Raw genomic sequence first — 12289 nt, forward strand, 5'->3', positions numbered from 1 at the left:
GGCCGATGCTTGCCTACCTGCTCAAGCGCATTCTGCTGATGATCCCGACGCTGATCGGGGTCATCACGCTGACCTTCGTGGTGATCCAGTTCGTGCCGGGTGGCCCGGTCGAGCAGATGATGATGGAACTGAAAGGGCGGGGCGGTGCCGGCGAAGCCAGCGGCGGCGGCGCCGAATACCGCGGGCGGCGCGGCGTCGACCCCGAGAAGATCAAGGAGATCCAGGCCCTGTACGGCTTTGACAAGCCGCCGCTGGAGCGCTACTTCCTGATGCTCAAGCGCTTTGCCCAGTTCGACCTGGGCCAGAGCTATTTCCAGCACCGCAGCGTGTGGGAGCTGGTCAAGTCCAAGCTGCCGGTGTCGGTCAGCCTGGGTTTGTGGACCTTCTTCCTGACCTACCTGATATCGGTGCCGCTGGGCATTTCCAAGGCCATCCGCGCGGGCAGCCGCTTTGACGTGGTGACCAGCATCATCGTGCTGGTGGGCTATGCCATCCCCGGCTTCGTGCTGGGCGTGCTGCTGCTGGTGCTGTTCGGCGGCGGCACCTTCGTGCAGTGGTTCCCGCTGCGCGGGCTGACCTCCGACAACTGGGAGCAGCTCTCGCTGATGGGCAAGGTGATGGACTACCTGTGGCACCTGGTGCTGCCGATCACGGCATCGGTGGTGGGCAGCTTCGCGGTGGTCACCATGCTGACCAAGAATGCCTTCCTCGAGGAAATCCGCAAGCAATACGTGCTGACCGCGCGCGCCAAGGGCCTGGGCGAGCGCCGCGTGCTGTGGAAGCACGTGTTCCGCAACGCGCTGATCCCGCTGGTGACGGGATTCCCGGCCGCGTTCATCGGCGCCTTCTTCACCGGCTCGCTGCTGATCGAGACACTGTTCTCGCTCGACGGGCTGGGCCTGCTGTCCTATGAGGCGGTGCTGCGGCGCGACTATCCGGTGGTGCTGGGCACGCTCTACCTGTTCACGCTGATCGGGCTGGTCACGCGCCTGATCTCCGATGTCTGCTACGTGCTGGTGGATCCGCGCATCCATTTCGAGGGCTTGCACCGATGAAACTGTTCACGCACGCGGCCCCCAACGGGCTGCCGCATTCGCCTTCGCCGCGCCAGCGCGCCTGGCAGCGCTTTCGCCGCAACCGGCGCGGCTACTGGAGCCTGGTGATCTTCGTGGTCATCTTCGTGCTGAGCCTGGGCGCCGAGCTGCTGTCCAGCAACCGGCCGCTGGTGGTGCACTACAAGGGCGAATGGTATTTCCCCATCGTCAAGGTCTACCCGGAAACCACCTTCGACGGCGATTTCGCCACGCCCGCGGACTACCTCGATCCGTATATCCGCGACCGCATCACCACCAACGGCAACTTCGCGGTGTTCCCGCTGAACCATTATTCGTACGACTCGCTCAACTACTTTGCCAAGGAGCCCAACCCGGCGCCGCCGTCGGCAGAGAACTGGCTGGGCACCGACGACCGCGGCCGCGACATCCTGGCCCGTCTGCTGTACGGCTTCCGCGTGTCGGTGCTGTTCAGCCTGGCGCTGACCGTGATCGGGGTGCTGGTGGGCACGCTGAGCGGGGCGCTGATGGGCTTCTTCGGCGGGCGCTTCGACCTGTTCTCGCAGCGTGCCATCGAGATCTGGAGCTCGATGCCGGAGCTGTACCTGCTGATCATCTTTGCCTCGATCTTCGAACCCAGCCTGGCGCTGCTGATCATCCTGCTGTCGCTGTTCGGCTGGATGGGCCTGTCCGACTACGTGCGCGCCGAGTTCTACCGCAACCGCTCGCTCGACTACGTCAAGGCCGCGCGCGCGCTGGGCCTGTCCAATGTGCAGATCATGTGGCGCCATATCCTGCCCAACAGCCTGACCCCGGTGATCACCTTCCTGCCGTTCCGCATGAGCGCCGCGATCCTGGCGCTGACCAGCCTGGACTTCCTCGGCATGGGCGTGCCGCCGACCACGCCCAGCCTGGGCGAGCTGCTGGCGCAGGGCAAGGCCAACCTGGATGCGTGGTGGATTTCGCTGTCGACCTTCGCGGTGCTGGTGGTCACGCTGCTGCTGCTGACCTTCATGGGCGACGCGCTGCGCGATGCCTTCGATACCCGCCTGGGCCTGGCGGCGCTGCGCGGCCGGGTCGAACCCAAGATCCCGGCCGGCGCGCCGACCGGGGCGGCACCGGAGGCCACGCCATGACCGCGGTGTCTCCCGTGATCCAGCCGGCCGAGGCGCCGGCCGCGGCGCCGGCGCCCGGTTCCACGCTGATGTGCGTCGACAAGCTTTCCGTCACCTTCGGCCACGGCGAGCATGCCACCCGTGCCGTGCGTGAAGTCAGCTTCGACCTGCGCGCGGGCGAGCGCTACGCGCTGGTGGGCGAGTCGGGCTCGGGCAAGACCGTGACCGCGCTGGCGATGCTGCGGCTGGTGGAAGACGCCTACTACGACGGCGCGATCCGCTTCGAGGGCAAGAACCTGCTGGAGGTGTCGGACCGCGAGATGCGCGGCATCCGCGGCGCCGAGATCGCGATGATTTTCCAGGAGCCGATGACGGCGCTCAATCCGCTGTACACCATCGGCAACCAGATCGTCGAGACGCTGGCGCTGCACGAGGGCCTGGACCGCCGCGCCGCGCGCGAGCGCGCCATCGCGCTGCTGGAGCGCACCGGCATCAGCGACGCCGCGCACCGCTTCGACAGCTTCCCGCACCAGCTCTCGGGCGGCCAGCGCCAGCGCGCCATGATTGCCATGGCGCTGGCCTGCCGCCCCAAGCTGCTGCTCGCCGACGAGCCGACCACGGCGCTGGACGTAACCATCCGCGCCCAGATCATGGACCTGCTGCGCGACCTGCAGGCCGAGTTCGGCATGGCGGTGATGCTGATCACCCATGACCTCAACCTGGTGCGTTCCTTTGCCCAGCGCGTGGGCGTGATGGAGAAGGGCGTGCTGGTCGAGACCGGCGAGACCGCGCAGCTGTTTGCCGCCCCCCAGCACCCCTACACCCGCAAGCTGATCGACAGCCGCCCCAGGCGCGAGGTGCTGCCGCTGGTGCCGCTGGCGCCGGTGCTGCTGGAAGCGCGCAAGCTGAGCGTCAACTACGCGCGCAAGCGCCGCGGGCTGGCCGGCTGGTTCGGCAAGGACCAGTTTGCGGCGGTCAAGGACGTGGACTTCCAGCTGCGCGAGGGCGAGACCGTCGGCATCGTCGGCGAGTCCGGTTCGGGCAAGACCACGCTGGCGCATACCGTGCTGGCGCTGCAGCGCAAGAGCGGCGGCACCATCCATTTCCTCGGCCGCAGCTTCGACACCGCGACGCGCGACGATCGCCGCCAGTTGCGCGCGCGCATGCAGGTGGTGTTCCAGGACCCGTTCGGCTCGCTGGCGCCGCGCATGACCATCGAGCAGATCGTCGGAGAAGGCCTGGCGCTGCACCAGCCCGGCCTGTCGCACGAGGGCACGCGCCAGCGCGTGATCGAAGCCCTGCGCGAGGTCGGCCTGGACCGCACCGCGCTGGGCCGCTATCCGCACGAATTCTCGGGCGGGCAGCGGCAGCGCATCGCGATTGCCCGGGTGCTGATCCTCAAGCCGCAGATCCTGGTGCTGGACGAGCCCACCTCGGCGCTGGACGTGTCGATCCAGCAGCAGGTGCTGGCGCTGCTGTCCCAGCTGCAACACAAGTACAACCTCACCTACCTGTTCATCAGCCATGACCTGGCGGTGATCCGCGCCATGGCGCATCGGGTTTTCGTGATGAAGGCAGGGGAGGTGGTCGAGGCCGGCGACACCGAAGCGGTGCTGGGCGCACCCCAGCACCCCTATACGCGCAAGCTGATGGCGGCGGCGCAGGTCGGCGCTGGCTGACCCGCAGGTGTGCGGCGCAGCAACGCCGCGGCCCCGCCTGGCTAGCATCCGGTGGTTCGGATCAATCCGATAAACAAGGTGCGAATTCCCGCCTATATCCTTGATTCGCCAGTCAAATCCGGCGAATTTGTAACGAACTTTGACATGTGAATGACAACCCTTTACCATCCCGCGAGAACTAGTTTTGGGGTGGTCCGTCCGACGCATTGGATCGTGCATGGCACGATTGCGGTGCAAAACAGGCCCGGTAAGCCTGGTGCGGATGTTGCATAGGGTTCACCCCGCAGGTTCACATGAATTTCTCGCGAAGTTCACGCGAATTTCACAAATACCCAGCTGCCCCGGACTTGTGCCGGGGCTTGCTGTGGAACGATCAACGGGAGAACCAATGCAGCGATCGGTACTTCATTCCCTGGCGCGTGCCGCCGTCGGAATTGCCATTGCCTGCGGTGCGACTGTGTCGAATGGAGTGCTGGCGGATACGGTATTCAAGGATGCCGACGCCCGTATCGATGCCACGGCCCACGCCGCGGATTCGCATGCGGAAGGCAAGCGGGGCTTGCTGTCGTCGGTGGTGAATTCCACCAGCAACGTTGCCAGCAAGGCTGGCGACCTGGTCATGAATGCGCTGGGCCTGATTGGCGTGCGTTACCGCTTCGGCGGCAACAGCCCCGAATCCGGCCTGGACTGCAGCGGCTTCGTCCGCTACGTGTTCCAGGACACCTTCGGCTTCATGCTGCCGCGCCGCTCTGTCGAAATCAGCCGTGTCGGCACCACCGTGGCGGCCACCGACCTGCGTCCGGGCGACCTGGTGTTCTTCAACACCATGCGCCAGACCTTCTCGCACGTCGGTATCTATATCGGCGACAACAAGTTCGTGCATGCCCCGTCCACGGGCAGCAAGATCCGTGTCGACGACATGCGTGCGTCTTACTGGGTGACCCGCTACAACGGCGCCCGCCGCATCGAGGATGGCAAGGAGGGCGGCGCCGATGGCCTCGGCGACATGGTCGAGACGCTCAAGCGCTACGACCCCAAGGTCGTCCGCGCATCGATGTACGGCGGCTGAGGTTCCGGCACGCTTCAAGCAAAAAGGACTGCTGCGGTAGTCCTTTTTGCTTTGGCGAGGCGTGCTCTCCCGGCTATTGCACTGCGACCGTTCCGGCCGGTGCCAGGCGGGCCTGTTCCAGCCGCTGCCGCAGCGTTGCCATCACCGCCGTGGTGGCCTGTTCGCCGGCCAATATGGCCCGGTTGCGGGCGTTGAAGTCGCTGCCGCCCATATCGGGCAGCTCGGGGCGGATCACCACGTCGGCGCGCGCCAGTGCCATCTTGTTGATCGACTGGCCCATGATCGCGGTGGTCTGCAGCAGCACGCCGCTCTGGCCCGCGTTCTTCTGCGCCGACGGGTCGGCCGAGATGTTGACCGCGATGACAAAGTCCGCGCCCATGCCGCGCGCGGAATCCACCGGCACCGGCTCGACCAGGCCGCCGTCGACATAGTCGTGACCCTGGATCGACACCGGCTGGAACACCCCGGGCACGCTGCTCGACGCGCGCACGGCCTGGCCTGTGTTGCCGCGGCGGAACAGAATTTTCTCGCCGCTCTTGAGATCGGTGGCGACAATGCCCAGCGGCAGCTTCATGGCCTCGATGGTCCGGTTCTGCACCAGCCGGTTGATGTAGTTCTGCAGCGCCTCGCCCTTGAGCCAGCCGCCGAAGCGGGTGCCGAAGGGCAGGGCCCAGTCGGCGATGGCAGCCTCGTCCATGGTCAGCGCCAGCTTGTTCAGCTGGAAGCCATTCAGTCCGCTGGCGTAAAGCGCCGCCACGACTGCGCCGGCGCTGGTGCCGGTGACTAGGTCGGCATGGATGCCTTGCGCTTCGAGCGCCTTGATCACGCCGATATGGGCAAAGCCGCGCGCCGCGCCGCCGCCCAGCGCCAGGCCGATCTTGACGGGCCGCGGCGCGGGCGGGGTAGTGGCGAGCGGCGGCGCGGGACGCGGGCCGAACGAGCAGCCCGCCAGCAGGGCGGCCGCGGAGATGCCGAGGAAATGACGTCGTTGCATGAAGCGGGATCAGTAATCAGGTGGGACCGGCGGATACGGGATGTGATGCGGGCGCTCCTCCAGGGAGGCTGGCATCGCATAGCCTGAATCAGCGGCATCACCTCAGACCGGCGCAAGCATAAATGATTCCGCGCGGCGCCGGCACGCCGGGCGGGGCGAGGGATGCGCGTTGGTATAATGCAAGGCCTGCACATACACCAGCCTGCGCGCCGCTGCGCGCGGGCTTTCTTGTTTCTGCCCCTGACCATGACCCAACGCGTCCGCACCCGCTTTGCGCCGAGCCCGACCGGTTTTATCCACCTCGGCAATATCCGCTCCGCGCTCTATCCCTGGGCCTTCGCCCGCCGCATGAAGGGCGACTTCATCCTGCGCATCGAAGACACCGACGTCGAGCGTTCGTCGCAGGAAGCGGTCGACGTGATCCTCGAGAGCATGGCCTGGCTGGAGATGGATATCGACGAAGGCCCGTTCTACCAGATGCAGCGCATGGACCGCTATCGCGAAGTGGTCGCGCAGATGGTCGAGTCCGGCCTGGCCTACCGCTGCTACATGAGCACCGAAGAGCTGGATGCCCTGCGCGAAGCCCAGCGCGAGCGCGGCGAGAAGCCGCGCTACAACGGCTTCTGGCGTCCCGAGCCGGGCAAGGTTCTGCCCGAGCCGCCGGCAGGGGTCGATCCGGTGATCCGCTTCAAGAATCCGATCGGCGGCAGCGTGGTGTGGGATGACGCGGTCAAGGGCCGCATCGAGATCTCCAACGACGAGCTCGACGACCTGGTGATCGCGCGCCCGGACGGCACCCCCACCTACAACTTCTGCGTGGTGGTGGACGACCTCGACATGAAGATCACCCACGTGATCCGCGGCGACGACCACGTCAACAACACCCCGCGCCAGATCAACATCATCCGCGCGCTGGGCGGCACGCCGCCGGTCTACGCCCACCTGCCGACCGTGCTTAACGAGCAGGGCGAGAAGATGAGCAAGCGCCATGGCGCGATGGCCGTGACCGGCTACCGCGACGAGGGCTATCTGCCCGAAGCCGTGCTGAACTACCTGGCGCGCCTGGGCTGGGCCCACGGCGACGCCGAGATCTTCTCGCGCGAGCAGTTCGTTGAATGGTTCGACCTGGAGCACCTGGGTAAGTCGCCCGCCCAGTACAACCCCGAGAAGCTGGCCTGGCTGAACAACCACTACATCAAGGTCGGCGACAACCAGCGCCTGGCCACGCTGACGCAGCCGTTTATCGAGGCGCTCGGCGGCAAGGTGGAAGGGGCGGACCTGGCCGGCGTGGTGGCGCTGGTGAAGGACCGCGCCAATACGCTGAAGGAGGTCGCGCAGGCGGCGCTGCTGTTCTATCGCGGCGAGCCGCAGGCGGAAGCCGCGCTCAAGGCCGAGCACCTGACCCCGGAAATCCAGCCCGCGCTGGCGGTGCTGGCCGCCCAGCTGGCCGCGCTGCCGGAATGGAAGCGCGAAGCCATCAGCGCCACCTTCAAGGCCGTGCTCGCCGAGTTCGGCCTGAAGATGCCCAAGCTGGCCATGCCGGTGCGCCTGCTGGTGGCCGGCCAGCTGCAGACGCCGGGCATCGATGCGGTGCTGGAACTGTTCGGCCGCGACACGGTGCTGCGCCGCCTGGCGGCAGCTGCATAAAAAGTCGTAAAAAGTCCGCGCCGGGGGCTTGCGCTCCGGGCCGGACTTGCGCATAATCTCTTTCTCCCTGCAGCGCGGTCCCTGACCAAGCTGGCTGGTGGATCCGCAAGGATCTTCGCAATCTCCGAACTGATTTTTGAAGTGACGGGAAAGCGAAAAAAGCTGAAACGGGAGCTTGCAAAGATTAATGGTTGATATATAATCTTGGCTTCGCCTGAAACGGTAGTTAATTCAGGCGAAAGCGCAGCAAGTTGCAGTAAATGGCAGTACCATGGGGCTATAGCTCAGCTGGGAGAGCGCTTGCATGGCATGCAAGAGGTCAGCGGTTCGATCCCGCTTAGCTCCACCAAGATTTAGGTGTCATCCAGGTTGTTTGGGGTGGCGCCAGACGGAACGTGTTGAAAGACAAGTTTCTGTCCCCTTCGTCTAGAGGCCTAGGACATCACCCTTTCACGGTGAGTACAGGGGTTCGAATCCCCTAGGGGACGCCATAACAACAGGGCGTAATCAGACGCCCAGTCGACTGAAGCGAAGCTTCGGAAGACGCCGACTAAGGAGTGGTAGTTCAGTCGGTTAGAATACCGGCCTGTCACGCCGGGGGTCGCGGGTTCGAGTCCCGTCCACTCCGCCAAAACTGAACCCGCATGGTTTGCACCATGCGGGTTTTTCTTTGGGTGAGGGATTATGTCGTTAATCGCTGCAAACGCAATAAAAAATGTTGCATTCGTTGCGAAATTCGCTATATAATCCTGTCTTCGCTGCAAATGCTGCGGTAAGCGGCAGGCAGCGAAGGTGGTTCCAGCAGTAACCGTCCAGCCGTACCGGATACGGGGCTATAGCTCAGCTGGGAGAGCGCTTGCATGGCATGCAAGAGGTCAGCGGTTCGATCCCGCTTAGCTCCACCAGAATTTGGGAAGCGTCTGAAAAGAAGCTTCCCAGGCGCGAAAAAGCCTGCTATGATGGCGGTCTTTCCAGCGCAAGACAGAAAACGCGTTGTAAAACAAGTTTCTGTCCCCTTCGTCTAGAGGCCTAGGACATCACCCTTTCACGGTGAGTACAGGGGTTCGAATCCCCTAGGGGACGCCATAACAACAGGGCGTAATCAGACGCCCAGTCGACTGAAGCGAAGCTTCGGAAGACGCCGACTAAGGAGTGGTAGTTCAGTCGGTTAGAATACCGGCCTGTCACGCCGGGGGTCGCGGGTTCGAGTCCCGTCCACTCCGCCAAATTAGAACGCCCGCGCAAGCGGGCGTTTTTCTTTTCCGGCTGCTGAAATCGCGGCCGCCGCCCTTGCGGGCGGCCAGTGCCAGAGTCAGTTTTCCGGATCCTTGCTGACCCGGCTGAAATACCGCACCAGCAGCACGCCTGCAATCGCCAGGCTGATGCTGTTGGCCAGCCAGAAGCCGCTGGCGCCGCGCGTGAAGGCCGGCATGCCCTCGATCAGCCCGAAGCCCAGCACATAACCCCCGCCCAGTCCGATGCCCCACAGCGAGCCGGCGTAGATCAGCGTCGGAATCAGCGCGATCTTGTACGCGCGCAGGATAAACGCCGTCATCACCTGCACCGCGTCGAAGGCCTGGTAGAACGCCACGAACAGCACCAGCGGCAGCGCTGCCGCGACCACCGCGGGATCGCTCGCGTAGGCATGCAGCACCGGCTTGCGCAGCAGCCACAGCAGGACCCCGGTCAGCACCGCCAGCGTCACCGCCATGCGGATGCCGCGCCAGGCAAGGCGGCTGGCGCCGGCCAGGTCGCGCGCGCCGAGATGCTGTGCCACCAGCGTCGAGGTGGCAATCCCCAGCGACAGCGGCAGCATGTAGGCCACCGCGCCCAGGTTGGCGATGATCTGGTGCCCGGCCAGCGTCACCGTGCCCAGGCGCGTGATGAAGATCGACATCAGCGTGAACGAGGTGATCTCGATCAGGTAGGTCAGGCCCATCGGCAGGCCCAGCCGCAGCAGCGCGCGCAGCGGGGCGGCAGCCGGCCAGCTCCACATACTGAAGATCCGCAGCGGGTGATAGGCGCTGCCATAGCGCAGGATCAGCAGCCCGGCGATGCACCAGGCCCAGCTGATCAGCGTTGAGGCCAGGCCGCAGCCGGGGCCGCCCATGGCCGGCACGCCCAGGCCGCCGTGGATGAACCAGGCATTGAGCGGCACCTTCAGCGCCAGCCCGCCGATCTGCAGCACCGTCACCATGATCGGGCGCGACAGCGCATTGTTCAGCGCCGAGTAGATGCGGAAACCCAGCGCCGCCGGCAGCCCGAAGGCTCCGAAGTGCAGGTAGGCAGTGGCCTTCTCGACCAGTTCGGGCGGCGCCTTGGCGAAAGCAAGCAGCGGGGCCGGGAAGGCCAGCAGCAGCACGCCCGGAATCGCCAGCGCGGCGCCCAGCCATGCGGCCTGCCGGACCTCGGCGCCGATCGCCTCGATGCGGCCGGCGCCATAGAGCTGGCCGGCGATGGGCGACAGCGCCTGCAATACGCCCATCAGGCTGATATAGATGGTGACATAGATCGAGCCGCCCAGGCCCACGGCGGCCAGGTCGGTCGCCGAGGCGCGCCCGGCCATTGCGGTATCGATGACGCCAAAGGCAATAACGGCAAGCTGGCCGGCCAGCACTGGGCCGGCCAGGCTGGCGATACGGCGAAGGTCTTGGAACAGGGTCATTCAGGGCTCGGCAGGCTTGGTCAGGGCTGGATGGTCAGCCCCGCAGCCGCCTGCGGCCGGAATGGTTCGATGGCGCGACAGGCGCTGCGGTGGTAGTGACGCCGGAAAGGGCTCAGGGCTGGCGCGGCAGGCGGCGCCGCGGCAGGTCGGGGCGCGGATGGACGGCGCGCGCGGTATCGACCAGCCGGTACATGCGGAAGCGCTCGTCGCGGTCCGCGGGGCGGCGGCCTTCCCAGATCAGCCGCCACTCGAAATGCGAGATATTGCCCGGCTCGCCATAGTCGACCGCGTCATGGCGCAGCAGCACGTCGCAGCCGTCGTTGGGGCCGCCAAAGCGGATATGGCCGAAATAGGCAAACGACGCCAGCTGCGCATCGCCCATGCGGATCGGCTGGACGCACTGGTAGGCAGGCGGCAGCGCCATCGCCGCAGCCTGGGCCACGTCGCGGTAGGTCTTGCCGTAGTTGATCGAGGGCAGCCACAGCGTCATGGCCATGACCCACATCAGGGTGGTGCCGGCGGCGGAAATCACCACCGGGCGCCAGATCTGCTTGGGCGCGCGCGACAGCCGCCAGCGCACGATCAGCACCCACGCGACCGTGGCCGCCAGCGCGAACACCACCGCGGCGATGGTGAACTCATGCTGGTAGCCGGGCAGCTGGCGGAAGACGTTGCGTGCGATGCGCGGCGGCCAGCCGGTGGTCTTGGCGATCCACATGAACCAGACCGTGCCGCCGAAGATGGTGAAGAACAGCAGCGCGAACCAGTCGATCGCGTTGATCACGCCGCGCGCCAGCGTGGGCAGCGCGAATGCGGCCAGCACGGCCATCGGCGGCAGCAGCAGGATGAACTGCACGTCGCCGGCACTGCGCTGCAGGAACAGCAGCACCAGCACCGGCAGCAGCAGCGCCAGCGGCGCCGCCACATGGGGGGCGCGGCGCATGCCGGTCCATGCGATCCAGGCCCAGCCCGCGATCGGCCAGACCGGCCACGTGTACAGGAACAGGTTGCGCACGTTGAAGCCGAAGGTCGCCACATTGGGCGAGCCGTAGCTGCGGCGGTCATAGCGCGACCATTCGCGGATGAAGGTCACCGCCTCGTCGCGGTCGGCCGCGCCGAAGTAGGCGGCCGCCAGCCACGCCGACACCATCAGCAGCGCCAGCGGAATGCCGATGGCGGCCAGGCGCCGCCACGGCAGCGGCTTGCACACCAGTGCGCAGACTGCGCTGCCTCCCAGCAGCGCCAGCGGCAGCAGGGGCCCGCTGGCCAGCGCCAGCCCGCCCAGCGCGGCACCATAGACCAGGCTGCCCTGGATGGGCTTGTCGAGGCTGCGCACCATGCCGTACAGGGCCAGTGCGATAAAGGCGACCTGGCCGACCTGCGGCGTGGTCTCGTGCCCGCGCATGGCCAGGCCCACGCAGGCCAGGAAGATCAGCAGCGCGCCGTCGGCCAGCGTGCGGCCGTAATCGCGCGCGTTGGGCTGGCCGCCGAAGGCGTAGGCAAATGGCTGGACCTCGTCGCGCCGGCCCAGCAGGTAGGTGGTGTACCAGATGCAGGCGCAGGTCGCGAAGAAGAACAGCGCCGTGGCCAGCCGCGCGGCGTCGGCCGCGCCCAGCCAGCTGCCGAAGCCGCGGATCATCAGCGCGCCGATCCAGAACACCAGCGGGCCGTCCTCGCTGTACGGGCGGCCGACGATATTCGGCATCAGCCAGTCGTGCAGGTTGCCGGTGGCCAGCTGCCACATCACGCCAAAGCCGGCGGCGTCCTCGTTCTTCCACGGGTCGCGGCCGAACAGGCCGACCAGGCCATAGATGATGCAGATCGCCAGCAGCAGCGCGCGCGGCAGGGCGCCGGTCGCGGCAGCGGTCAACTGGACGGGGGAGGTATTGGCTTGACGCATCGATGCTCAGGTCGGGCCGTGGCGCAATGGCGCGAAGGCCACAGTATCGCGCATGCGGCGGCCGCGCGGGCCGTGGCATGGCGTGGAAGCCTCACGGGGTGTGGGGTAAATCCAATGAATGCGGCGGTACCGGTCGTGGTCCGGCATAAAAGCAAAGAGGCAGCCGAT

Annotated in this window: 8 protein-coding genes and 6 tRNA genes; 11 read left to right on the forward strand and 3 right to left on the reverse strand. The window is 66.2% G+C overall.

Annotated features, from left to right (window positions below):
- The first annotated feature begins 5 nt into the window (after positions 1–5).
- From AC3WVS_RS24025 to AC3WVS_RS24040, 4 genes are all read left to right on the forward strand, one after another.
- A complete protein-coding gene (locus tag AC3WVS_RS24025; RefSeq protein ID WP_010814276.1) occupies positions 6–1055 on the forward strand; it encodes a microcin C ABC transporter permease YejB in 1050 nt (349 codons plus the stop codon).
- A complete protein-coding gene (locus AC3WVS_RS24030) occupies positions 1052–2188 on the forward strand; it encodes an ABC transporter permease (RefSeq protein ID WP_492320616.1) in 1137 nt (378 codons plus the stop codon). The genes AC3WVS_RS24025 and AC3WVS_RS24030 overlap by 4 nt, the downstream gene beginning before the upstream one ends.
- The gene (locus AC3WVS_RS24035; protein WP_492320617.1) at positions 2185–3846 is read left to right on the forward strand and encodes an ABC transporter ATP-binding protein; all 1662 of its coding nucleotides are present in this window, start codon (positions 2185–2187) and stop codon (positions 3844–3846) included. Before AC3WVS_RS24030 ends, AC3WVS_RS24035 begins: the two co-directional genes overlap by 4 nt.
- Before the next feature lie 388 nt (positions 3847–4234).
- Entirely contained in the window at positions 4235–4915 is a 681-nt protein-coding gene (locus AC3WVS_RS24040; RefSeq protein WP_492320618.1) for a C40 family peptidase, read from the forward strand.
- A gap of 73 nt (positions 4916–4988) precedes the next feature.
- On the opposite strand, the gene AC3WVS_RS24045 is transcribed toward AC3WVS_RS24040, so the two are convergent.
- Positions 4989–5909 carry a patatin-like phospholipase family protein gene (locus AC3WVS_RS24045; RefSeq protein WP_058697198.1) on the reverse strand — a complete coding sequence of 307 codons (921 nt, stop codon included), beginning with the start codon at positions 5907–5909 and terminating at the stop codon, positions 4989–4991.
- A gap of 246 nt (positions 5910–6155) precedes the next feature.
- Between AC3WVS_RS24045 and gltX the strand changes: the two genes are divergently transcribed.
- The 7 genes from gltX (at position 6156) to AC3WVS_RS24080 (ending at position 8782) form a co-directional block, all read left to right on the forward strand.
- Positions 6156–7556, forward strand: coding sequence for a glutamate--tRNA ligase (gltX, locus tag AC3WVS_RS24050; protein ID WP_492320619.1), 1401 nt, complete (start codon positions 6156–6158; stop codon positions 7554–7556).
- Between the two features lie 273 nt (positions 7557–7829).
- A tRNA-Ala gene (locus AC3WVS_RS24055) sits at positions 7830–7905 on the forward strand.
- A 66-nt stretch (positions 7906–7971) separates the two neighbouring features.
- Positions 7972–8047 (forward strand) — tRNA-Glu (locus AC3WVS_RS24060).
- A 63-nt stretch (positions 8048–8110) separates the two neighbouring features.
- Positions 8111–8187: transfer RNA gene (locus AC3WVS_RS24065), tRNA-Asp, on the forward strand.
- 198 nt (positions 8188–8385) lie between these two features.
- Positions 8386–8461: transfer RNA gene (locus tag AC3WVS_RS24070), tRNA-Ala, on the forward strand.
- A 105-nt stretch (positions 8462–8566) separates the two neighbouring features.
- Positions 8567–8642, forward strand: a tRNA-Glu gene (locus AC3WVS_RS24075).
- 63 nt (positions 8643–8705) lie between these two features.
- A tRNA-Asp gene (locus AC3WVS_RS24080) sits at positions 8706–8782 on the forward strand.
- A gap of 86 nt (positions 8783–8868) precedes the next feature.
- Here AC3WVS_RS24080 and AC3WVS_RS24085 read toward each other — a convergent pair.
- Positions 8869–10221 carry an MATE family efflux transporter gene (locus tag AC3WVS_RS24085; protein ID WP_492320620.1) on the reverse strand — a complete coding sequence of 451 codons (1353 nt, stop codon included), beginning with the start codon at positions 10219–10221 and terminating at the stop codon, positions 8869–8871.
- Between the two features lie 112 nt (positions 10222–10333).
- Positions 10334–12121: an ArnT family glycosyltransferase gene (locus AC3WVS_RS24090; protein ID WP_011615638.1), complete on the reverse strand. Its 1788-nt coding sequence runs from the start codon at positions 12119–12121 to the stop codon at positions 10334–10336.
- Positions 12122–12289 lie beyond the last annotated feature (168 nt).

The sequence above is a fragment of the Cupriavidus sp. CPT47-8839-RL05A genome (assembly GCF_058792255.1).

Bases quoted from the DNA above. Each gene is read 5' to 3' on its own strand.
- AC3WVS_RS24025 (WP_010814276.1), top strand. From the start codon at position 6: ATGCTTGCCTACCTGCTCAAGCGCATTCTGCTGATGATCCCGACGCTG.
- AC3WVS_RS24030 (WP_492320616.1), top strand. From the start codon at position 1,052: ATGAAACTGTTCACGCACGCGGCCCCCAACGGGCTGCCGCATTCGCCT.
- AC3WVS_RS24035 (WP_492320617.1), top strand. From the start codon at position 2,185: ATGACCGCGGTGTCTCCCGTGATCCAGCCGGCCGAGGCGCCGGCCGCG.
- AC3WVS_RS24040 (WP_492320618.1), top strand. From the start codon at position 4,235: ATGCAGCGATCGGTACTTCATTCCCTGGCGCGTGCCGCCGTCGGAATT.
- AC3WVS_RS24045 (WP_058697198.1), bottom strand. From the start codon at position 5,909: ATGCAACGACGTCATTTCCTCGGCATCTCCGCGGCCGCCCTGCTGGCG.
- gltX (WP_492320619.1), top strand. From the start codon at position 6,156: ATGACCCAACGCGTCCGCACCCGCTTTGCGCCGAGCCCGACCGGTTTT.
- AC3WVS_RS24085 (WP_492320620.1), bottom strand. From the start codon at position 10,221: ATGACCCTGTTCCAAGACCTTCGCCGTATCGCCAGCCTGGCCGGCCCA.
- AC3WVS_RS24090 (WP_011615638.1), bottom strand. From the start codon at position 12,121: ATGCGTCAAGCCAATACCTCCCCCGTCCAGTTGACCGCTGCCGCGACC.